The organism is Ruegeria sp. HKCCA4633, from assembly GCF_013034605.1.
Classification (GTDB): Bacteria; Pseudomonadota; Alphaproteobacteria; order Rhodobacterales; family Rhodobacteraceae; genus Ruegeria.
In genome coordinates this window covers 515,185-537,562 of record NZ_WQGJ01000001.1, presented here as the reverse complement: position 1 = coordinate 537,562, position 22,378 = coordinate 515,185, and the positions used below count along the sequence as shown (strand labels likewise).

21 protein-coding genes and 1 riboswitch are annotated in these 22,378 nt (G+C 57.2%); of the genes, 10 read left to right on the top strand and 11 right to left on the bottom strand.

Annotated features, from left to right (window positions below):
- Positions 1–29: 29 nt before the first annotated feature.
- The 4 genes from GOV85_RS02650 to GOV85_RS02635 all read right to left on the bottom strand — a co-directional run bounded on the left by GOV85_RS02650 (position 30) and on the right by GOV85_RS02635 (position 3,481).
- Positions 30–635 carry an inner membrane-spanning protein YciB gene (locus GOV85_RS02650; RefSeq protein ID WP_171174762.1) on the bottom strand — a complete coding sequence of 202 codons (606 nt, stop codon included), beginning with the start codon at positions 633–635 and terminating at the stop codon, positions 30–32.
- A gap of 16 nt (positions 636–651) precedes the next feature.
- Positions 652–1,554, bottom strand: a complete 903-nt coding sequence (locus GOV85_RS02645; protein ID WP_171174760.1) for an EamA family transporter — start codon at positions 1,552–1,554, stop codon at positions 652–654.
- A gap of 87 nt (positions 1,555–1,641) precedes the next feature.
- Positions 1,642–2,784: a signal recognition particle-docking protein FtsY gene (gene ftsY / locus GOV85_RS02640; protein WP_171174758.1), complete on the bottom strand. Its 1,143-nt coding sequence runs from the start codon at positions 2,782–2,784 to the stop codon at positions 1,642–1,644.
- A gap of 58 nt (positions 2,785–2,842) precedes the next feature.
- The gene (locus tag GOV85_RS02635; protein WP_171174756.1) at positions 2,843–3,481 is read right to left on the bottom strand and encodes a lysoplasmalogenase; all 639 of its coding nucleotides are present in this window, start codon (positions 3,479–3,481) and stop codon (positions 2,843–2,845) included.
- 155 nt (positions 3,482–3,636) lie between these two features.
- Between GOV85_RS02635 and GOV85_RS02630 the strand changes: the two genes are divergently transcribed.
- Positions 3,637–4,017 carry a hypothetical protein gene (locus GOV85_RS02630; RefSeq protein WP_171176199.1) on the top strand — a complete coding sequence of 127 codons (381 nt, stop codon included), beginning with the start codon at positions 3,637–3,639 and terminating at the stop codon, positions 4,015–4,017.
- Here the strand turns inward: GOV85_RS02630 and GOV85_RS02625 are convergent, their stop codons facing one another.
- Both GOV85_RS02625 and xseA read right to left on the bottom strand, forming a co-directional pair.
- Positions 4,018–4,659 carry a glutathione S-transferase family protein gene (locus tag GOV85_RS02625; RefSeq protein ID WP_171174754.1) on the bottom strand — a complete coding sequence of 214 codons (642 nt, stop codon included), beginning with the start codon at positions 4,657–4,659 and terminating at the stop codon, positions 4,018–4,020.
- Between the two features lie 3 nt (positions 4,660–4,662).
- Complete coding sequence (gene xseA / locus GOV85_RS02620; protein ID WP_171174752.1) at positions 4,663–6,147, bottom strand: exodeoxyribonuclease VII large subunit; 1,485 nt, start codon at positions 6,145–6,147, stop codon at positions 4,663–4,665.
- Between the two features lie 75 nt (positions 6,148–6,222).
- Between xseA and purD the strand changes: the two genes are divergently transcribed.
- The gene (purD, locus tag GOV85_RS02615) at positions 6,223–7,491 is read left to right on the top strand and encodes a phosphoribosylamine--glycine ligase (protein ID WP_171174750.1); all 1,269 of its coding nucleotides are present in this window, start codon (positions 6,223–6,225) and stop codon (positions 7,489–7,491) included.
- A 73-nt stretch (positions 7,492–7,564) separates the two neighbouring features.
- On the opposite strand, the gene GOV85_RS02610 is transcribed toward purD, so the two are convergent.
- Together GOV85_RS02610 and GOV85_RS02605 are read right to left on the bottom strand one after the other, a co-directional pair.
- A complete protein-coding gene (locus GOV85_RS02610) occupies positions 7,565–8,326 on the bottom strand; it encodes a VCBS repeat-containing protein (RefSeq protein WP_245223144.1) in 762 nt (253 codons plus the stop codon).
- Entirely contained in the window at positions 8,326–8,649 is a 324-nt protein-coding gene (locus GOV85_RS02605; protein ID WP_171174748.1) for a 2Fe-2S iron-sulfur cluster-binding protein, read from the bottom strand. Before GOV85_RS02605 ends, GOV85_RS02610 begins: the two co-directional genes overlap by 1 nt.
- Positions 8,650–8,776: 127 nt before the next feature.
- Here GOV85_RS02605 and GOV85_RS02600 point away from each other — a divergent pair, with 127 nt between their 5' ends.
- From GOV85_RS02600 to GOV85_RS02590, 3 genes are all read left to right on the top strand, one after another.
- Positions 8,777–9,151 (top strand): OB-fold nucleic acid binding domain-containing protein, encoded by a 375-nt coding sequence (locus tag GOV85_RS02600; protein WP_171174746.1) that lies wholly within the window; start codon positions 8,777–8,779, stop codon positions 9,149–9,151.
- Between the two features lie 84 nt (positions 9,152–9,235).
- Positions 9,236–10,264 (top strand): VOC family protein, encoded by a 1,029-nt coding sequence (locus GOV85_RS02595; RefSeq protein ID WP_171174744.1) that lies wholly within the window; start codon positions 9,236–9,238, stop codon positions 10,262–10,264.
- Between the two features lie 388 nt (positions 10,265–10,652).
- Positions 10,653–11,006, top strand: coding sequence for a hypothetical protein (locus GOV85_RS02590; RefSeq protein WP_171174742.1), 354 nt, complete (start codon positions 10,653–10,655; stop codon positions 11,004–11,006).
- A gap of 99 nt (positions 11,007–11,105) precedes the next feature.
- On the opposite strand, the gene GOV85_RS02585 is transcribed toward GOV85_RS02590, so the two are convergent.
- Entirely contained in the window at positions 11,106–12,563 is a 1,458-nt protein-coding gene (locus tag GOV85_RS02585; RefSeq protein ID WP_171174740.1) for a pyridoxal-dependent decarboxylase, read from the bottom strand.
- 223 nt (positions 12,564–12,786) lie between these two features.
- Positions 12,787–13,476: a glutathione S-transferase N-terminal domain-containing protein gene (locus tag GOV85_RS02580; RefSeq protein ID WP_171174738.1), complete on the bottom strand. Its 690-nt coding sequence runs from the start codon at positions 13,474–13,476 to the stop codon at positions 12,787–12,789.
- A gap of 195 nt (positions 13,477–13,671) precedes the next feature.
- Positions 13,672–13,749: riboswitch (SAM riboswitch) on the top strand.
- A 61-nt stretch (positions 13,750–13,810) separates the two neighbouring features.
- Between GOV85_RS02580 and metZ the strand changes: the two genes are divergently transcribed.
- The 5 genes from metZ (at position 13,811) to GOV85_RS02555 (ending at position 20,481) form a co-directional block, all read left to right on the top strand.
- Entirely contained in the window at positions 13,811–15,001 is a 1,191-nt protein-coding gene (gene metZ, locus GOV85_RS02575; protein ID WP_171174736.1) for an O-succinylhomoserine sulfhydrylase, read from the top strand.
- A gap of 240 nt (positions 15,002–15,241) precedes the next feature.
- Complete coding sequence (gene folE2, locus GOV85_RS02570; RefSeq protein ID WP_171174734.1) at positions 15,242–16,345, top strand: GTP cyclohydrolase FolE2; 1,104 nt, start codon at positions 15,242–15,244, stop codon at positions 16,343–16,345.
- A 285-nt stretch (positions 16,346–16,630) separates the two neighbouring features.
- Entirely contained in the window at positions 16,631–17,407 is a 777-nt protein-coding gene (locus tag GOV85_RS02565) for a hypothetical protein (RefSeq protein WP_171174732.1), read from the top strand.
- Between the two features lie 51 nt (positions 17,408–17,458).
- Entirely contained in the window at positions 17,459–18,907 is a 1,449-nt protein-coding gene (locus GOV85_RS02560; RefSeq protein ID WP_171174729.1) for a TrkH family potassium uptake protein, read from the top strand.
- Complete coding sequence (locus GOV85_RS02555) at positions 18,907–20,481, top strand: 5-guanidino-2-oxopentanoate decarboxylase (RefSeq protein WP_171174727.1); 1,575 nt, start codon at positions 18,907–18,909, stop codon at positions 20,479–20,481. The genes GOV85_RS02560 and GOV85_RS02555 overlap by 1 nt, the downstream gene beginning before the upstream one ends.
- A gap of 51 nt (positions 20,482–20,532) precedes the next feature.
- Here the strand turns inward: GOV85_RS02555 and GOV85_RS02550 are convergent, their stop codons facing one another.
- Positions 20,533–22,272, bottom strand: coding sequence for a serine protease (locus tag GOV85_RS02550; protein ID WP_171174725.1), 1,740 nt, complete (start codon positions 22,270–22,272; stop codon positions 20,533–20,535).
- Positions 22,273–22,378: the final 106 nt, after the last annotated feature.

The following is a 22,378-nucleotide window of genomic DNA, read 5'->3' as shown; positions in this document are numbered from 1 at the left end:
TTTGGCGGACCTGGCTGATGTGACGGGAGCTATTTCTGTTCCGGGTCCTCCATATAGTGCTGCAACATGCTGAATTGCAGCATCAGAAAAGCCATTAGGGCAATGGGAAAGCCAAAGGTCTCGATCTTGACCCACATGTCGGTAGACATCGTGCGCCAGACAAGTTCGTTTGCGGCGGCCAAAACAGCAAAACAGCCACACAGTCGGCGGGTCAGAATCATCCAGCCTTCCTGCTTCATTGGAAGCAGTTCTTCCAAAACATAGGCGAGATAAGATTTCTTTTGCAACAGGCCGACGCCCAGGATCAGGGCAAACAGGCCGTAGACCAGCGTGGTCTTCATCTTGAAGAACCGCTCGTCATTGAACCAAGCGGTGAGGCCACCGAAGAAAAGCACCATGAATGCGGTGAATATTTGCATCCGGCTGAGTTTGCCGGTCAGGTACCACAGGATTGCCATGGCGCCCAGCATCAGGGGGACAAAGATGATCGTTGCAACGATAAAGCCGGAATACTCGACGCCACCAATCAGAAAACTATCATCGCGCAGGCGCAGGTAGATGAAGAAGAAGGCCAATGGGGGGCCAAGCTCGAGCACCTGTTTGAGAAACGGGTTGATGTCTTTTTTGCCTGTCATCTGTATATCCTGCTGTTTACCCGCCCATTTCAACTATTACGGCACCAAGTGCAATCAATGCCATCAGGGCAATACGCCGGGGGCCGACGGTCTCCTTTAACACAAGCCAGCCGATCAATGCCGCAAAGACGGTTGAGGTCTCGCGGAGAACCGCGGCCTCGCCCACTTTATCCAACCGGGTGGCCAACATGATTGCTCCGAAAGACAACGGAGCGATCAGGCCTCCGGCCAGCCCGCGCAACATCAGGGGGCCGATAGCTGGGCGGTCAATCATGGCGCGCCATCTGAGAAAGGCATAGATGGGCATGGCTGCGCCATCAATCATGAAAAACCAGGCCAGAAAGGTGAACGGGTCGGCGGTGGCGCGAATGCCGTAGGCGTCATACGTGGTGTAAAGCGCCACAAAGAGGCCGGTGATGATCGCCAAGACCAGCGCGATACCCAGCGTGTCGCGGTTGGTTTCCAGAAATCGTAAGTTGTATGCGGCCAACCCGAATATGCCGGCAAGCAGGGTTGCCACGCCCAGCCACTGCACTGTCGTGAACGTCTCGCCGAACAACAGATATGCGCCGATGACGGTGAACAATGGCCCGGTTCCGCGCACGACCGGATAGACAACCGTGTAGGAGCCTTTGGTATACGCCATGGCCTGAAGCGTCTTGTAGGCGATATGAATCAGCCAGACGAGCGCGAAGATCGGCCACATATGCGGTTCGGGCCAGGGCACCACAAAGAAGGCAAAGGGCGCGGCCATTAGGCAGTAACTGGCATCAATGGCCCCACGAGACAGCCACGGATCATGACGCCCCTTTTGCAGAGCCCCAAACACGGCATGAAGGAAAGCCGCCATCAGGGCTAGTCCAAGCGCAAGCTGGTGGCCTGCTTCGGTCCCTTCCAATGAGATCAGCCAGTTACTCAAAGATGCCAACCTTTTGCTGGGCGGTGAGGCTGGGGGTTTTCCACCCCCAGACCCCCGAAGGTATTTTTAGCCAGATGAAGGGGCGGATCAGCCTTTGTCGAGACCGGTCAGGGCGGCGGCGAATTCTTCGGGGTCGAAGGGGGCGAGATCGTCGATCTGTTCGCCCACACCAATGGCGTGGATGGGCAGGCCGAATTTGTCCGCCAAAGCGACGAGTACGCCGCCTTTGGCGGTGCCATCCAATTTGGTCATGACCAATCCCGAAACGTCAGCCAGCTTGCGGAAAGTCTCCACCTGGCTCAGGGCGTTCTGTCCTGTTGTGGCGTCGAGGACCAGCAGGGTGTTGTGCGGCGCTGTGTCATCGACCTTGCGGATGACGCGGACAATCTTGGCCAGCTCTTCCATCAGGTCAGCACGGTTTTGCAAACGGCCTGCTGTGTCTATCATCAGCAGATCGGCACCTTCGGCCTGTGCGCGGGTCAGGGCATCGAACGCCAGACTGGCGGGGTCCGAGCCTTCTGGCGCGGTCAGCACAGGAACCCCGGCCCGATCGCCCCAGACTTGCAGTTGTTCAACGGCCGCGGCGCGGAAGGTGTCACCGGCGGCGATGACAACTTTCTTGCCCGCTTCTTTGAACTGGCTGGCCAGTTTGCCGATGGTCGTGGTCTTGCCCGAGCCGTTGACGCCGACCACCAGCACCACTTGCGGGCGTTTGGGATAGATCGGCAGGGGCTTGGCTACCGGCTCCATCACGCGGGCCACCTCTTGTGCCAGCAATTGCTTGATTTCACGTGTTGAAAGTTTGCGGCCAAAGCGGCCCTCGGCCATGTTCGAGGTGACGCGCAAGGCCGTGTCGACACCCATGTCAGAGGCGATCAGCAGCTCTTCGAGTTGCTCCAGCATGTCGTCATCGAGTGTGCGGCGTATTTCCGTTGTGGTGCCACCGCGATTGAACAGGCGGTTCAGGATGCCTTTGGATTCCGGTATCTCGGGTGGAGGCGCGACCGGCGTGGGATCGGCAGGGATTGGGGCGGGCGGCTCAACAGGTTGTGGCACCGGCGCGGGTTCCGGAACCTCGGGGACCGGTTGCGGTTCGGGCTTTGGTTCGGGGATCACCGGGTCAGGCGCGGTCGTTTCCTCGCCGCCATCTTCGACGATGGCTTCCAGCCCCTCTTCCAGGCGAGAGGAGGATTTGAACAGCTTATCCTTTAGCTTTGAGAAAAACGCCATGTAGTGTCTCCGCAGGTGTTCCCTTCACCTAATGCGGATTTGCGGCAGTTGCAAAGGGTCACGCGAATGCAAGGACAAAACCAAGCTGTGCGCCCCAATAAAGGGGCCAGACCAAATAGGGCGTTGCCTTGAGGGCCGGATGGCTTGGTGGCAGCAGGAACTTTTCAGTCGCAAGGACCAGATCGGACGCGATGAAGGCGATGGCGGCGGGAAAAGCCCACCGCAAAGCGCCCGTGTCCGGCAGTGCCAGAACAGTGATACCCATCCCAAGGATGATGGGGATATAGGCCAGAACAGGCCCTTTCAGATCACCGGCGTGGGGTGCAAGTGTCGTGGCCATGATGATGCCCAGAATGACGAGAGACCATACCGTTGCGGGCGCGTTCCAGATTAGGCCAGCGTTACTGGTCGGGTAGGTCATGAACAGCGTGATGTAAGCCAGATGTCCGCCGGCAAAGGCGGCAATGCCCGACATAAACGTGGCATCCGTTTCGCGCGATAACAGTGCGTCGCCCGTTGCGCATAAGATGAGCGCCAAAACCAGCAACCAGGGTCCGCCATTCAAAAAGGCGATCATGGTCAAGGCAGCCACGGAAGCGGTTTTCAATACCGTGCGCAAGGCTGAGGCCGGGCGCGCTGTCAGCGGCAAATAGCCAAGGGCACAGCCGAGAGCGATCCAAAAGAGTACGTTGGTCATGGGTCCCCCGACAGTTTCCAAACGACTTCATCCGAGGTGAATATTGAAATCAAGCGCTTACGTTGAGTTAAGGGAACTGTGATGAACCCAGAGGCAAAGGGTGAATGGCACAGCTTAAGCGCTTCTGGCAGAATGTACTTATGCTTAGATACTGGATGATTCTCGCAGGCTTTGCTGCGCAATCCGTTGCGGCCCAGACCCCGTTGTCTGGACCGGAATTCGATAGCTACACGCAGGGCAAAACTCTGTTCTACGGGTTCGAGGGTCAGGTATACGGGGTTGAACGGTATCTGCCGAACCGGCGTGTGATCTGGTCTTTTCTGGATGGCAATTGCAAAGAAGGCGTCTGGTATCAAAGGGACGAGCAGATCTGCTTTGTCTACGAAGACAGACTCGACCCTCAATGCTGGGTTTTTACGCAATCTGGCGGCGGTCTGGTTGCGCAGTTTGAAGGCAACCCGGAGGCGACGGAGTTATATGAGGCCGAAGAACTTGGCGAGGAAATGGTGTGCTATGGGCCTGAGGTTGGTGTGTGATCAGGGCACGCGCAGGTCTTCACAACTGATCATCACATGGTTCTGATAGGCACACCTTTCCGCCAGTGTCTCATAATACCGGCGCAGGTTTGGGAGCACTGCGCGGGATATGTCGATATCGTAATAGCGATACAGAACGTGCCCCAGCTGAATGTCGGCCAAGGTCAGGTCGGTGCCACACAGGAAGGCGTGTTGGGACAGTTGAGCGTCTGCAAGTGTCAGCTTGTTTTCCAAAGTGGTCACAGCTTGTTCGATTGCCTGCTGGTCCTGTTCCGCCTTTGGGATTCGGGTAACCTGCCAAAACACGGGCACGGTGAATGCCATCGCGACGTTAATCTTGGCCCATTCCGCCCATTTATCGACTTCGGTCTGGTGCACCGGATCGCGGGGCCAAAACCTTTGAGTCCCGTATGAATTGGCTAGGTAGCGGAGAATTGCACCGGTTTCCCAGAGGGGCGGATGGTCGCCATCGCGTATGACAGGGATGGTTCTGTTTGGGTTCAATTGATGGAATTCATCAGTGTCCAGCCCTCCGAACCTGTGTCCCAGATCGTGGCGGCGGCAATCCAACCCCAACTCACCGACACACCACATCAGGGCCTGAACATTCGATGACGTTTTACGGCCCCAGATGGTCAGCATGGCTTAGAACAGTGATCCCTGATCCGGGGCGTCCGGTTTGGGTTTCTTGGGCGTCGGTTTTGCCGTGGCGCCGGTGCTGAGAATGCCATCTGCGAACTCGATCTCAAGCGCCGCATGTTTGGCCGCCTGGGCTTTGGTGGTAATCACGTCGCCGTCCGCACGGACGACCGCATATCCCCGTTCCAAAGTGGCTTTGTAACTGAGCGTTTCGCGCAGGCGGTCGGTGGCCTCAAGTCGTTGCTGAAGGCGTTCCAGCCGCGTGGTCTGAGCGGTGTTCATTCGATCGTTAAGCCGGGCAAGGCTCTGCCGCTGCTGGTCGATCTCGCGCTGAATCGGGCGCAGAGACAGGCGTGACGACAGGTTGCGCAGTGACTCCTGACGCGTTGTTACCAAACCGCGTAGGGTCGAGGGGCGTAGGTGGGCCGACAGTTCGACGACTTGCAGACGGCGGTTTTGAACGCCACGGGTCAAGGCGGGTGTCAGGCGATCTGCAATCAAATCAAGGCGTTGGCGTGGGGTGTTCAACAGGGTTTCCGGACGCGGCAAGGCGCGGGACAGATCGTGCAGCCTTTGCGTTCGGCGTTGAACTGCATTCGTTGCCGCACGGGACAACCGCGCACCTTGCTCTCCGGTCCATGCAAGCAACTCCATGCGGACGGGCACGGCAAGCTCTGCTGCGGCAGTGGGCGTGGGCGCGCGACGATCCGAGACAAAGTCGATCAGCGTTGTATCGGTTTCGTGCCCGACGGCTGAGATCAGCGGAATGTCCGAGGCAGCTGCGGCGCGGGCGACGACCTCTTCGTTAAAGCCCCAGAGGTCCTCGATAGACCCGCCGCCGCGGGCGACGATGATCAGGTCGGGCCGGGGCAAAGCTCCGCCAGGCGTCAATTGGTTGAACCCTTCAATAGCTCGGGCGACTTCTGGTGCGCAATTCGCCCCTTGGACGGCCACGGGCCAGATTAGCACCTTACGCGGGAACCGGTCCCTGAGGCGATGAAGAATGTCACGGATCACAGCACCCGAAGGCGATGTCACCACACCGATGATATTCGGCAGATAGGGCAACGGCTTCTTTCGCTCGGGCGCAAACAAACCCTCGGCTTCAAGCTGTTTCTTGCGTTTCTCCAGCAAGGCCATCAATGCGCCTTGTCCGGCGACGGATACCTCATCGACATTCAGATTGTATTTCGATTGCGCGCCAAATGCGGTCAGGCGCCCGGTGACGACAACCTCCAACCCTTCTTCCGGCACAACAGACAGGCCGGAAATCTGCCCTTTCCAAGTTGTACAGGCCAGAACGTTCCGGTCATCTTTGATGTCATAGTACAAATGCCCGGAACGCGCTTTGAATACGCGCCCGACCTCACCCCGCACTCGGATTCGCCCGAAAGAGCCTTCGAGCGTCCGTTTCACCTCTCCCGAGATCTCGGAAACGGTGTATTCGGGGGTATTTTGGCCCGGAATCGGGTCATCAAGCAGATCGGACATTTCAGCGCCTTGTTTCAAATGCCGGGCCAGCTTAGAACGCCGCGCAGGCAAGGCCAAGCAGATCGGAGAGCATTCATGAACATCCTCATTCTCGGCAGCGGCGGGCGCGAACACAGTCTCGCCTGGGCGGTGTTGCAAAACCCAAAATGCGACCGTCTGATCGTTGCTCCCGGCAATGCCGGAATCGCTCAGATCGCGGACTGTGCAGCGCTGGATACTGAAAATGGCGGGGCTGTTGTCAGCTTCGCCGAAGAAAACGCGATTGACTTTGTGATTGTCGGACCCGAGGCACCTTTGGCTGCCGGGGTGGCTGATCGCTTGCGCGAGGCCGGAGTTCTGGTTTTTGGTCCCTCCGCCGAGGCGGCGAAGCTGGAAGCGTCGAAAAGCTTTACGAAGGAAATCTGCGACGCGGCCAACGCGCCCACCGCAGCTTATGCCCGGTTCACCGAAGCCGAACCTGCCAAGGCCTATATCCGCGAACAAGGCGCGCCGATTGTGGTGAAGGCTGACGGTCTGGCCGCAGGCAAGGGCGTGATTGTTGCGATGGATGAACAAACCGCACTGGACGCTATTGACGACATGTTCGGCGGCGCTTTTGGCGGTGCTGGTGCGGAAGTTGTCATCGAAGAGTTCATGGAAGGCGAAGAAGCCTCGCTTTTTGTTCTTTGCGATGGCGAGAACATTCTCTCTGTCGGGACGGCTCAGGACCACAAGCGTGTTGGCGAAGGCGATACCGGGCTGAACACGGGTGGCATGGGCGCGTATTCTCCGGCACCGGTGCTGAGTGCTGAGGTCGAAGCGCGCGCAATGGAAGAGATTGTGCGCCCGACCATGGCAGAAATGAAGCGTCGCGGCACGCCGTTTCAGGGAGTCCTTTACGCTGGGTTGATGATCAAGGACGGACAACCACGCCTGGTGGAATACAATGTGCGTTTTGGCGATCCCGAGTGTCAGGTGCTGATGATGCGCCTTGGTGCGCAAGCGATGGATTTGATGCATGCCGCAGCCGAAGGGCGGCTGGGCGATATGCGGGTGAACTGGGCCGATGATCACGCGATGACGGTTGTGATGGCGGCCAAAGGCTATCCGGGGTCTTATGAAAAGGGTTCGGTCATCATGGGGCTGGATGCTTTGCCCGAAGACAGCAGCAACATGGTGTTCCATGCCGGTACCAAGGCTGTTGAGGGTCAGGTGCAGGCCGCCGGTGGGCGAGTGTTGAACGTGACTGCGCGCGGTGACACGCTGCAAGAGGCGCGGGAACGGGCGTACAAGATGGTTGATGGTGTGAATTGGCCCGAAGGGTTTTACCGACGCGATATAGGGTGGCGTGCATTGGATAAGTGATCGGGCAGGGGGCTTTGCCCCCTCGGCCTGCGGCCTCACCCCCAAGGTATTTTTAGCCAGATGAAGAGGCGGATCAGCAGTTCAAGGCCTGTGCGAGGCTGTTGGGGCCTTTGAAAGGGCCGAGATCGATTTTGGTCCAGTCATTGTCATAGGAAACGCTCATGATCCGTGACCAGTCGGCGCTGGCCACGATCAGTTCTGGGCGTTCGCCGCAGGTGCGCAGGCCGCCCGAGATGAAATCCTCACCGATCTTGTGGTTGGTCAGACCGGGTATCGAAGCGATCTGGGTCAGGGCGTTGTCTTTGTAGCGCCAGATGCGCAGTGTTTTGGCAAGGTGCGGACGGTCGATATAGGCGATTTCGATATTGCCGTCTCCGTCCAAATCGGCTGCTCCGATTGGGGCGAGCCAGCGGAAGCGGGTGCCGATATGAGGTGTGGAGGCGATTTTTGCGCCGCTTGCGTTGTAAATGGCCAGCTGCGCGCCTTGTTGATCCTGAGATTCAACGACAATCGCTTCGAAAGTTCCGTCTGCATCAATATCGATAAGTCGTGGTGTGAGATCTTCGAAGACGCGATCTTGCGGCAGGCGAACGATTACGGTTTTTGGGTTTGAGCCGGTGTTTTGAACACGAAGTTCCAATGCACCATATTCAACAGTGTCGCCCAAGACCCCGTGCGCGTAGCGTGTGGTCGGTTCTGTGAATTTGGCCGCTTTGATTTGATCGGCAGCTGTCGCGGTGCCTAAGGTCGATCCCCAAAGGCACAGAGATGTCAGTGCGCCGCGTGTCCGACGCCACCAAAGGCGACGGGAGGGACGCGGCGCTTTGGAATGCATCAGATCTGTTTTTCCGGCATTTGCACGATCAGACCGTCCAGCGCGTCGGTGACCTTGATCTGGCAGGTCAGGCGCGAGCGGGCCGGGTCGGGCTCGTAGGCAAAGTCCAGCATGTCTTCTTCCATGTCATCTTTGCCCGGTATTTTTTCGACCCAGTCGGGGTGGACATAGACGTGGCAGGTCGAGCAGGCGCAGGCGCCGCCGCAATCGGCCTCGATGCCGGGAATGTTGTTGTCACGGGCCCCTTCCATGACGGTCAGTCCGTTGGCGACCTCGACAGTGTGTTCGGTACCGCCGTGCTCGACATAGGTGATCTTTGCCATTGCGTGCGTCTTCCTTTTGCGATGTTCGAATTCTTCCTTAGTCAAGGCATTTAGGTCTTTCCAGCCTCATTTGCGACTCCTGAGGCCGTGTCTGGACTTTCTTGGCGTTTGTTCTATTTTTGTTCTCATGCTTGTTGCCCCTGTTCATTCTGTGGTTTCCAGTCGGAACTGGCCACGCCCGCCATCTTGTTTGCCGTCAAATCAGTTGACAGCACCGCCCGAGGGCGCGCGCGTGGCCGTGGCCGGGCTGGTGATCCTGCGGCAGAGGCCGGGGACGGCCAAGGGGGTGATCTTTCTGACGCTTGAGGATGAGACCGGGATCGTGAATGTGGTGGTGTGGCGCAAAATCTACGAACAATTTCGCCGCGCGGTGATTTCAGGTCGCTTGCTTAAGGTGACGGGCCGGATGCAGCGGGCGCATTCGGTGACTCATGTAATCGCGGAAGAGATCGAAGATATCTCGGGCATGTTGGATATGCTGGTGCAGGGGGAAGGGCATTAAAGCAATCTGTGTATAGTACGGCCTCTGGACAGGGCGCTTTGCCGGTCATAGCTCGGATAGGATCGAAGCAGGAAAGAGGGCGCGATGGCAAACGGACATTTTCTGTGGACGGACCTGTCCACCTACGACATGCGCGCTGCCAGAGTGGACTATGCCGGAATATTCAATTGGGCATTTGGTGAAGAAGACACTTATGACTTTGCCACTATCGGCGGGCAGGAGGTGGCGGCCGTTTTCCCGATGCCGGATCGTTTGGCGAAAATGAACATGCCGTCTTTTTGGATGTCGTATGTGCACGTCGATGATCTGGACGCAAAGGTCGAACAAGCCCGGACACATCAGGGCGCCATCATCGAAGTGGAGCCTCAAACCTTTGGCGACGCGGCGCGTATCGCGCTGGTTCGGGATCCATCCGGTGCCGGGTTCACGATGTATGAGGGTCCAGACATACAGGCCGGAGCACCGGGTGCTGGTAAGGTCATAAGCCGTTTTCACCACGTTCCTGATATCAAACTGATCGCGCCGTTTTATGCGGACCTGTTTGGGTGGCGCTTTGAGAAGAGCTCGGCAAGCCCATGGCCGCGCTATGATATACGTCATCCTGACGGAAGCGTGGTTGCTGAGGCCGAAGAGGTGCCCGAGGCCATCCGCGGAAAATTTCGCTATTGGATGCCCTGTTTTGGCGTCAAGTCGGAGGACGATTCCATTCGGCAGATCAAAGTCCGGGATGGGCGTCACCATAATGACTTGCCAGAAGGTCGTGCATTGGTTTCAGATCGGCAAGGGGCTCATTTCATGATCCAGAATGTAGGTCAGGATACTGTTGCGGTCAGTGAAAGCCCACGTGCGGCGGCCCGAAGCACAACTGATGGTTTGGCTTGGAAGTCCCTGCTTGCGTTGGTTTGTGTCTGGCTTGCTGTGATTATGGATTTGCAGGTGTTTTGGGGCGTGCTGTTTCTGATCTGGACTTGGCTGGCGCTGAAATCAGGGCGTGCTGATTTTGTCGAGCCAATTGACCGTTCGAATCGACCGTTTATGTTTTGGCTGATCACGGGAACATGGATGTTTCTGAGTACCTGGGTGATACTCGCCTCGGTTTTCGGCGGCGGATGATCATGTTCACGCGGCGTGTACGCTAAAGGTAAATTTGATCTGGTTTCAGCAGGTTGGCACCTAAGCACAAAACTGCGCTTGGGTTTGCCCAAACGTGGTGTCTAATTCCAAAGCGCATAAGAGGCGTCTTTCCGCCAATCTGGTGCGTGTTGGTCGACTCTGTGTCACAGGGCAGGTAATTGCGTGTGTTGTTACGCCTCAGCCTGTGTCCGAGATCAGGTTTGATCGTGCACCACTCAACGTCTTGTCTGAGCCACTCGAGATGCCCAACGTAAAACAACATGGATCGTTCGAAAAAGCCGTCGTTCTGAATGACAACCTGATTTCTGACCGTATTGCCGAACTCTCAGAGCTTGTGCGGTCCAAGGGGTGCATTCACGCCGCCAGAATGATCGAAGAAGCTCAGAACGTCTATGCGTTCGAGAAAAAGCACCTTGAAGCCGCTGAGGCATACCGATCAAAATTTAGGGACCTGCAATCGCTGTCGTTGGAAGAACCGGAAAAACAGCAGCACAAGATTCCGAATTTTCGATCAAGGCGTTCTGGAGTACCGAACGATTTCTTGTCCGATTTTGCAAAACGACCCGTCGACCAGGTCCAGGAAAAAGCAGTAGGGCGGCCAGCCCTGGTCCTGACATCCCGGATGCGCGTGGACGGAAGAAATGTCACAGCGCTGCGCAGTGGGAATCGTGGCAGCAAACCATTGGGATTCCTTGTAGAACCTGAGTTCAAGTTTCGCTGACTGACCGTAGTGCGGGCAAAGCTATCACGGCAGGTGATCGCGCTCTGAACCCAAGAGGCACAAATATGCCCTAGGGTCGCCCCAAGGCACGCAGTGACCTTAGGGGTTGTTTTCGCACAGAACCTCCTCACCAACTCGAACTACGTCAAGCAAAAAGCCATCAATATCGTCGCGTCTCGTTCGATGGTTGTTGAAGGCACAGCGAAGCCCGTGCCTGCCTTGGACAGTTGTGTCAGACGCCACGGCAAGGCCGCGTTCCTGAAGCCGGAGCATAATCTCTGTGTTGAGAGCCTTCGCTGCACTCTCATCCGCCGCCACATATCTGAAGCACACGATGTTGAGGTCTACCGGAGCAACAAGTTCCAGCGTTGGATGAGCTTCTATCTGGTGTGCCATATAGCGTGCATGGGCGATGTCTTGTGAAATGAGGCGGCCAAACTTTGCGGTACCATGTTCCCGCAGCGCCATCCAAATCTTTAGAGCTCGGAAACCACGGCTAAGCTCTAGCCCGTAATCGGCAAGGAATTTTCCTGCGATCATCCCGCGTTCCTGCAATTGAAGATAGGCACCATGCATTTCGAAGGTCGCGAAATGAGCCTCGGCATCTTTGATCAAAACGGCTCCAGCCTCGAAAGGTGCGTGCAGCCATTTGTGAGGGTCGATTGCAACCGAGCCGGCCCGCTCCATCCCTTTCACAAGATGCGCGTGGTCGGGTGCAAGACGTAATACGCCGCCGATGCATCCATCCACGTGAAACCAAAGCCGCTCTCGATCACAAAGATCCGCAAGTGCGGTCAGGTCATCTATGGCTCCGGTGTTCGTGGTGCCCGCCGTCCCGATCACGCAAGCTGGCTGCAACCCCTTCGCACGGTCTTCAGAGATTGCGGCCTCGAGCGCGTCGAGTTGAATCCTCTGGCGGTCGTCGCTTTGTATCTCGACCAGCGCTTTTGAGCCAAGGCCGAGGGTTTCCAACGCCTTTTGGTGGCAACTATGGACCTGATCGGATGCGTAAAACCGCAGCGGCTTTTCCAAAGCAGAAACACCTTCTTCGCGCACATCAAAACCGGCGGCCAGGTTACGGATGACCGTGTGCGCGATCAGGTTTGCCATTGACCCGCCGCTGGTCAGGGTTCCACTGGCGCTTTCAGGAAAGCCAGCGATTTCCTTTAACCAATCGACAACCTGCTGTTCTACCTGTGCCGCGCCTGTGTTCCCGCCCCCTAGGTTGCTTCCTTCTACGGCGGCAAGGAAATCACCCAATGCCCCGGTGAAGTTGCTTGCTCCCATGTACCACCCCCAAAAGCGGGGGTGAATATTACCCATCGGATAAGCACGTACGAATTCCCTATAGTCGCCATAGACCTGTTCCAATGTGCATGGGTCTTCCGGCAAAGCCTGTTTCAGATGCGCGCGGACATCATCGGGCATAGGTTGCCAAACCGGGCGTTCTCGCACCTGCTCTAGGTGGTCAATTGCTTCATCTATTATGACGTGCGCTAGGGCCCGTGCGGCGTTCCAGTCATCTGGATCAAGTGTTTCTTCTTTGATGTTTCGCATTTGCCGCCACCTCCCTCGTCCGAGGAAGAGTGCGTTAGAACCACTTTCAGGGCAACAACTCCGTGGTCTTGGCATTCAGCAAAAACGGTTTGCGTCCGCTCGCCCGCCGCTTGGTGCTTGATTAGGAATATGTGCTTGGTGCAGAGCGTGATTTGCAGAAGTGGCAAATCCTCAAATCTCGGTGTAGGCCTCGTAAGGGCTCAACACTCGCCATAGATCCTTTTCACCGCTTGAACAGAACACCTTGCGATTGCTTGTCCCTGTGATCGCCGCGCAGGTCTGCATACAACGCGCGACCGGCCTGAACGCCGGGACGGGCACCTACGGTTTCAAGCCAGCGGGCGAAATGGGGTGTGTCGTCGATCTTGTGCTGTTGCCCTTCCCACAGACTGGCCCAACCCCAGATCGACATATCCGCGATGGAATAGAAATCGCCTGCAACATATTCATTGTCCGCCAGCCGACGATCCAGCACACCGTACAGCCTGGCGACCTCGGCGCGATAACGGTCCTTTGCATAGGGCAGGTCCTGTGGTGGGTCCAGTTGAGGGGCGTATTTTAGAAAGTGATGCGCCTGACCGGCCATTGGTCCGACGCCGCCCATCTGCCACATGAGCCATTCTTCGACCGCGATCTGGTCCCGCTCGGTCTTGCCATAGAAGCGCTTGGTCTTGCGGGCCAGGTACATCAGGATCGCACCGCTTTCGAACACGGAAACGGGCGCACCGTCAGGGCCATCGGGATCGACGACAGCAGGCATCCGGTTGTTGGGGGCGATTTTCAGAAACTCCGGGTCGAACTGATCGCCTTTGCCGATATTGATCAGGTGAGTCTTGTAGGGCAGCTCCATCTCTTCCAGGGCGATGGACACTTTCCAGCCGTTTGGCGTGGGCCAGAAATACAGATCGATCATGGTCTCTCCTCAGGTTGAAAAGATCATGAGGGTTTCTGCGCAATCGGCAAGTGGGCTTGCGGCAGGCGAAGCGCAAAAAGCTGTGACTTCGGGCGATACCATCGCAGGGAAGGCCCGTCGGACCTTTGATTACAGATCTGTGACGACGGGCTTGTCGGGGTTGACGACTCTGCATGTGCGGCGTAAGGCCAACATCACAGACCACGTGGCGATTTGTTACCGGATTGCGGGCCACGCTAAACAACACCGCTAAAAGGTCAGGATGAAAGACCCCTTTCGCTTGGCCGCGTCTGGGGTTTTTTGTTTGCCTCTGCCAGAGGCTGAAAGGAATGAGATGAGCGAGAACTGGAACAAACGCACCCAAGCCGTCCATGGCGGCATCCGTCGTAGTCAGTACAACGAGGTGAGCGAGGCGATTTTCCTGACGCAGGGCTTCGTTTACGAAAACGCAGAACAGGCCGAGGCCCGTTTTCTGGAATGTGGCCCCGACGAGTTCATCTATGCGCGCTATGGCAACCCAACCGTGTCGATGTTCGAACAACGCATCGCGGCGCTGGAAGGGGCCGAGGACGCCTTTGCGACGGCGTCGGGCATGGCGGCTGTCAACGGTGCGTTGACCTCGATGCTGAAGGCTGGTGACCATATCGTGTCCGCCAAGGCGCTGTTTGGATCCTGTCTGTATATCGTCGAAAACATCCTGACCCGCTTTGGCGTCGACGTGACTTTTGTTGACGGTACTGACCTGGAGCAGTGGAAAGCGGCGATCCGCCCGGACACCAAGGCTGTCTTTTTTGAATCCATGTCGAACCCGACGCTGGAAGTGATCGACATCGCGTCGGTTGCGGAACTGGCTCATGCCGTTGGCGCCCTTGTCGTGGTGGATAACGTTTTTTCGACACCGGTCTTTTCGCGTGCGATCGAACAGGGTGCCGATGTCGTCGTTTATTCAGCAACCAAGCACATTGACGGTCAGGGCCGCGCGCTGGGCGGTGTGATCATCAGTACACGGGATTTCATCCGCGGCACGGTCGAGCCATACCTGAAGCATACCGGCGGTGCGCTGAGCCCGTTTAATGCTTGGGTTATGCTTAAGGGCCTGGAAACCATGGCGCTGCGCGTAAATGCACAGGCCGACAGCGCGCAAAAGATTGCTGAAGCGCTTGAAGGGCACCCGGCGCTGGAGCGTACCCTCTATCCCGGTCTGAAAACTCATGCGCAGAACGCGCTGGTGCAATCGCAGCTTGGCGGCAAGGGCGGCACAGTTCTGTCGCTGGACATCAAAGGCGGCAAAGACGCTGCCTTTGCGTTTCTGAATGCGATGACGATCCCGGTGATTTCCAACAATCTGGGCGACGCCAAATCCATCGCAACGCACCCGGCGACGACGACACACCAACGCCTGAGCGGCGCGCAGAAAGTTGAGTTGGGCATTTCGTCAGGACTCATTCGTTTTTCCGTTGGTTTGGAAGACGCAGATGACCTGCTGGCTGATATTCAGCAGGCTTTGGAAGTCTCGCAGAAATAACCAGTTCCAGCGCGCACCTTTATCGTCGGGGCATTACCTGACGTCCGAGTGCCGCTTGAAAACCTTTTCGGACGGGGTGCTGTCCTGCCGATAGAACCAATAAAGGGCGCAAACCGTTGCAAATTGACGGTTTCGCGCCACTTTTTTCGATCCGGACTGCTAATGGCAACGTATCGGGATAGACTGGAAAACGAACCTCAGTCGTATATAGTCCGACGATCACTCGAGGAACTGCAGCCGATGAACGTTCACCCGCGCGACATTGATGAAACACCAGACCGTGAAAAAGCCGCCGAAGCCCTGAGTGTGCTGCGGCAGTGGGCGAAAATGGCGTCTGTGTCTGAAATCAGTCAGTTGGACCCGGCCATCGCGCGTCTGGTGCCGGGGGTGGCCGCTGTAAATTATCCTTCGCTCTCACGCGAGTACCCAGAGGATTTTGCAGTAGATGCAGCTTACAGGTCGTCATTGCCGGACTTGCAGAATGGCCCGTCTAGCCTGATCCGTGGGGCGAAACAGCAAATCCAGCATGTGGGCATCTCGAATTTCCGCCTTCCGATCCGGTTTCACCGGAAACAGGGCGATGACCTGACGCTTGAGACGTCGATCACAGGTACTGTCAGTCTGGAGGCCGAGAAAAAGGGCATCAACATGTCCCGGATCATGCGGTCGTTTTACAAACATGCAGAACGTACGTTCAGCTTCGAGGTGATGGAAGCGGCGCTCGACGACTACATGACCGATCTGGACAGCTTTGATGCCCGCATTCAGATGCGGTTTTCTTACCCGGATAAAGTAAAGAGCCTGCGCTCGGGTTTGGAAGGCTATCAGTATTACGACATAGCCTTGGAACTGGTCGAACAGAACGGCGTGCGTCAAAAGATCATGCATCTGGACTATGTCTATTCCTCAACTTGTCCGTGCTCTCTGGAACTGAGCGAACATGCGCGGTCGATGCGCGGACAGCTTGCAACCCCGCATTCTCAGCGCTCTGTCGCGCGAATTTCAGTGGTTGTGGATTGCGACGCGGATTGTTTGTGGTTCGAAGACCTCATCGCGCTGTGCCGCAGAGCGGTTCCTACCGAGACACAGGTCATGGTCAAACGCGAAGACGAGCAGGCGTTTGCCGAGCTGAACGCCGCCAACCCGATCTTTGTCGAAGATGCTGCGCGCCTGTTCTGCGCCGAATTGTTAGCTGATCACCACGTGGGCGATTTCCGTATCGTGGCTAGCCACCAAGAGAGCCTGCACAGCCATGACGCTGTGTCGATTCTGACCGAAGGCCAAACCTTTGAGGCGCCCAGTCTGGACCCGAGATTGTTCACAACCCTGTTTCATGTTGGGTGAGTTCCCCGCTGTAAGCGGTTAGAATTTAATCAGGGATTACGTCGATCAGCGTTCTTTCGCCGCAATGCAGCAAAAATGCTGCAAATGCGCATTTTTTGCCTGTATGTTCGAAGGGAATGCAGCAGACGCATGCCTGCCTTCGGGAAGGTGTGCGTCCCCGAAAGGACACCGAGACGTGACACGCCTTGGACTGCAAGACCCCAACCGCCGCGCGGCGTGTCTGCGTAGGCAGGGTGCCTTACACCAAAAACTCGGGCTGCATCGGTTTTACAGGAGAAACATGTAATGAATCCGATTACCCATTCACTGGAGCTTCAGGCTGCGGCATTGCGAGTGGCAGGCTATGCAATGGCCAACCAGATGAAGATCATGCAGATCATGGCTCGGTCTGCGTTCGAGTTGCCAATGGCACCCGTGCAAACCATACACGCGGCTGCATCTGCCCCGGCACCGGTCACTGAGAAACCAGCCAAAAAGGCGGCGGTCAAAGCAAAACCAGCCGGAGCACGTGCGCTCAAAGCAGCGTCCAAGAAGACGACGGGCGCAAAAAAACCTGTGAAGAAGAGTGTTGTGGTGGCACCTAAGCCCAAAACGGTTGAGTTTTCCGCGAAACCACGTGCTGCTGCCACAATTAAGGTTGAACCTGCCGCCAAAGCCAAGCCTGCACCTGCGCCAAAACCGGCACCTCAGCCGAAAGCAGCAGCAAAGCCGGTTGCCGCCGCCACAAAGCCCGTTAAACCCGCTGCCCAAAAGGCGGCACCTGCAACGTCTTCTGTCGCCAAAACCGCTCCGGCAAAAGAAACCTCAGTCCAATCTGCAGCACCTGCGAGCAAGACACCTGCAGTTGAGCCCAAAAAGACGACCCCGCTTGAAAAAGCCGTTTCGACACAGGCGAAACCTGCATCGCGTACGCGCAAAGCCGCCGCGCCGAAACCCGCGCCTTCTGCGGCTCAAACGAAACCGGCACCGGCGGCTGAGCAACCTAAACCGCAGACGCGCAGAACTCGGGCTCCGTCCAAACCTCCGGCGATGCCTGGGACAGAGACGAAATCCGACACTTAACTCGGATCATCTGCTTGACACCGTCGGGTTGGCGCGCCAACGCTGCGCGTCATGATGGATCTTCGCCCGGTCGGATATGTGATTGGCTTGCTGGTCGCCATTCTTGGGGCGACCATGCTGTTTCCTATGCTTGCCGACATGATCGAAGGGCGTGGCGAATGGCATGTGTTCTTGGAAAGCGCGATCATCACGACGCTGGCCGGATCAGTTCTGGCGATGAGCTGTTCCAACGGCGTGGGCGAGGGGCTGACCATCCGGCAGACTTTTTTGCTGACGACCGGCGTCTGGGTTGCGCTGCCGGTATTTGGTGCGATCCCGTTCCTTTTTGGTGAAACCGAGCTGCGCTTTGTCGATGCCTATTTTGAGGCCATGTCGGGGCTTACGACAACAGGCTCAACGGTCATAAGCGGGCTTGATTCGCTGCCGCAGGGGCTTTTGCTGTGGCGTGGTATTCTGCAATGGCTAGGCGGCATCGGCATCATCGTGGTTGCGATGGTGTTCCTGCCGGAATTGCGGGTTGGTGGTATGCAAATCTTCCGTTCGGAAGGGTTTGAAACCATGGGAAAAATCCTTCCACGTGCGCAAGAGATCGCTGGCCAGATTTCCCTGATCTATGTGTTTCTGACCGTGGTGTGTGGGTTGGTTTATGCCGCGCTTGGGATGAGTTTTTTCGACGCCACGGTCCACTCGATGACAACGATTGCGACGGGTGGGTTTGCTAACTATGACGCCTCATTCGCGACATTTGCGGGTCCGGTGGAATATGCGGCAGCGGTGTTCATGATTTTGGCAGCGCTGCCCTTCGTACGGTATGTACAGCTTGCCAATGGTCACACCTCTTCCTTGTGGGAAGACAGCCAGATCCGCGCCTTCTTGGCGACTGTTCTGGTGCTAGTCATTATCATGACCGTCTTTCTGACATCGGTCTTTCCGCATCATTGGGAACAGGCGTTTCGCGAATCTCTGTTCAACATCACCTCGATCATCTCGGGCACCGGATATGCCAGCGTCGATTACATGGGGTGGGGCAGTTTTCCCGTCATGTTATTTTTCTTGATTGGGCTCATCGGGGGCTGCGCCGGCTCCACGGCATGTTCAATCAAGATCTTCCGTTACCAACTGCTAATTGCATCAATCAAAACTCAGATCAAAAGGATCAGGTCCCCGCACGGGGTGTTTGTACCGCTTTATGACGGACGGCCCGTGGGGCGCGATGTCTTGACCTCGGTGATGAGTTTTTTCATGTTTTTCGTTCTGTCGATGGGAGTGTTGTCCTGGGCCTTGGCCCTGACCGGGCTTGATTTCATCACTTCAGTATCCGGAGCAGCAACCGCTTTGGCCAATGTCGGCCCCGGTCTGGGCAGTCAGATCGGACCGTCAGGCAATTTCGGGGGCCTCAACGATACGGCCAAATGGCTGCTGACAATCGGAATGTTGGTCGGGCGTCTCGAACTCTTGGCCGTTTACGCGATCTTCACCGTTCAATTCTGGAGAAACTGATGCAAAGACCCCTTGGCGCGCAAATCTCGCATATGCTCAAGGATCGTGGCGTGGACGTGATTTTCGGTATTCCTGGCGTCCACAATCAGGAAATGTATCGCGGCATCGAAGAAGCTGGTATCATTCATGTTCTGGCCCGGCACGAGCAAGGCGCCGGGTTCATGGCTGATGGCTACGCGCGAGCAACCGGTAAGCCGGGTGTCGCCTATGTCATCACCGGGCCTGGGCTGTGCAACATCATGACACCAATCGGTCAGGCCTACAGCGATTCCGTTCCGATGCTGGTGCTGTCATCGTGCCTTGATGAAACGCAGGCAGCGCGGGGTCAGTTGCATCAAATGAAAGATCAACGCGCAGCAGCTGGAACGGTTGCTGATTGGTCAGTACAGGCCGACTCCGCGACCGCTGCATATGGGTTGGTGGAACGCGCTTTTGAGGAATTCGAGCTGTCACGGCCGCGTCCCAAACATATTCAGGTGCCAATCGCGCAGTTGGAGGCGGATGCCGAACCTGCACCGTTCCCCAACCAGCCTGCGTTGCGCACCAAGGCTTTGCCGCCAGACGTTTCGTCCGTTGTCTCGATGCTGAATCAGTCGCGCAGGCCCTTGTTCATCTTGGGTGGAGGCTGCAAGTCCAACGATTGGCGGCAGATTTTGACGCAGCTGGGGGCTGCGTGCTTTACCACCTATGCTGGGCGCGGGTTGGTCGGGGCGAACTATCCGTTGGACTTCGGATCCATGCTGCCACGTCCCGGAAGCGCCGAGGTCATTGCCTCAGCTGATCTGGTAATTGTCGTTGGGGCGGAGCTTGGAGAAGTCGATTTATGGCGGCATGAGTTGGGGCATAAAGCACCGCTGATCCGTGTGGATCTGGATCCGGAGGTTTTGTCTGATCACCACCGCGCCGCCATCAAGCTTCAAGCAGACAGCCAGAGTTTTGCCCGTGCGTTGTGGCAGGCCACCGAGGACAAGAAGCCTGCGCGCGGCTGGTCGGCCGAGGAAGTAGCCGATGCCCGTGCAAGCTGGCGCGCCGAGGTGGACGCAGAACGGTCCGGAATCGTGCCGATCGCGGATGCTTTGCGCGAAGCTATGCCAGCCGACTCGATGATCTATTCAGATATGACCCAGTTCGCCTATGTCGCGAAAGAAGTCTGGGATATGGCTTATCCTCATCATTGGCATCATCCAACGGGGTTTGGCACCCTTGGTTATGGGTTGCCTGCCGGGATCGGTGGGGCCGTGGCCAGACGCGGAAAGCCAACGGCAGTTATCGCGGGGGACTATGGTTTCCATTACACGATGCAGGAACTGGGCGTTGCGGTTGAGCTGGGTTTATCTCTTCCGATCATCTTGTGGGACAATGGCAAGCTGAAAGAGATTGAAGACAGCATGGTGGGCAGTCAGATCGCACCCAATGCAGTCGTGGCCCGAAACCCGGATTTCTGCAAATTGGCTGAGGCTTTCGGAGCCTTGTCGGCGGCACCGTCGACATTGGCAGAAATGCAGAGCGCCACCCGCGCCGCCTTCGACGCACCGGTCCCGACGCTTATCCATGTGACGCCAGACATTCTGTGAAAAAGCGCCGCGCGGGTGCGCGGCGCTTGGAAACTTGCTGGTGGCTGCGGTTTATTCCCAGCAGTGCACCAGAACCGTCATGCCTGTTGCGCGACGGCTCAATTCATTGGGCGAAATCTGTGTGGTTTCTTCGCTGGACAGACCGGACACGCCAGCCTGAGTTAGGATTTCTGTCAGCCTCTCGTTCGTGGCCGCCAGACTGACCGAAGCCGGCAGGCTGCGCCCTTCGGATGGTGTGGGCAGCAGCATCCCGACAACATTGCCGCTGTCATTGAAGATCGGGCCGCCTGCATCACCGGGCTGCGCGTTCAAGGCCAGGCGTTTAACACCTGTCTCACCATTCAGGCCACGCACATCGGCGACTTGCCCATATGTCAGAGTCGGGGCACCCAAAGCCCCTTGATAGGAGAAGCCCGAAACCGCGACGTCGGATTGAAGGCGCGGCAGGGCAGCGCTGAAAGCGGCCACGCTCATCGGCGCCAGCGCCTTGGTTGGACGCAAAACCGCAACGCCAATGTCGTTATCGGCCTTGGCAAGCTGCACCTCCTGATCCCCGTCCAGAGTGATCCGCGTGCAATTCTCGACGGCTTCCGAAACTGTCAGAACGGTTCCCTTTTCATCCGCAAAGAAACCGGAACGGGAAAGGCGCGGTTTACGGATTTGCAGGCCGGACATCAGATCAATGCTTTGTGCGGCGTCTGCACCTGCAGCAGCGTCGAGCACCTTGTCTGTGGTGGTAAAACTGGAGGCCATAGCCGAAAGAACCCGCAGGCGGCGCGCCTCGTCCCCTTCGGGCCAGACCAAAGTGAAGCCTTTGATCTTGCCGTCTGTCAGGCGCGCTTGCGTAAAGGACACAACACCATTGCCGCGCCCTTCAAGGGTAAAGCGGTCTCCTCTCAACTCGCGCTGGCCGTTAAGCGGAACGATTTCCAGCGATTGCATGACCTCATACAAGGCGCGCAGCGTGCGCTTGTCGCCGTCCTGACTGATCAAGAGTATCTTTGCGTTCAGGTCAGATGCGCTGTTGAAGTGGGCAAAGGGGGCTTCATAGCGATCAAAGCGGACAGCATCCAAAGGCAGGTCCATCGTGATCCCAGCCGCGTCATCCTTGTATTGGGCCATCCCAACACTTGTCAGTGGCGCATTATAGTCGTCTATCAAGGCTTTGCGCTGTGCAGTTGTCAGCACACCGGTTGCCTCGTACCCATTGAAACGTTGCCAATCGCCCATTGAACGGCGCGTTCCCTGACCGAAGGCCCCGTCGATGGTCGAGTTGTAAAACCCTTCTGCCTGCAACGCAGTTTGCAGATCCTTGCGCTCTTGCGCGGTCAGCAAACGTTCGGATTGCAGGGCCTGAGCGCGGGTTTCATCCGCGTCCTGAGTGGGTGCGATTGTCAGGGTGTCTTCGGCCTGAGCAATAGGCGCGACGGGAGCCGCTATGGTGCCGCGATTCAGTACGTTTGCGCCGACGGGCCAAAATTGCTGCCCCAGTCCGCTGGAAAAGGCGATGAAGCTGTCACGGGGTATTTGACCCTCGGATCGATAGACCCTAAGCACCTGTTGGGCATCCGGCCGCGCATAGGGGCCGATCACGACCGCATACCATCCGCTGTTCAGTCTGAAGCCGTTCACATCCGGCAAAGCGCGGGCGTAAGCCTGCGCGCGTTCCTGAGCCTCTTGCAGCGTCGGCTGCGCTTCGATCTGAACCCATACGCCAGGGTCTTGCTGCGCGGAAGCGGCGCGCAGGCCGACCACAAGAAATAATAGAAATGCTGTAAATACGCGTGTCATTGTCTGCCTGTGTTCTGCAATGTTTGTGCTTTGGCGCAGAATACGCGATTTCAGGTGCCAATTGCCATGCCGCGAATACGGGGAATTTGCGGTGTGGCCGCGCAGA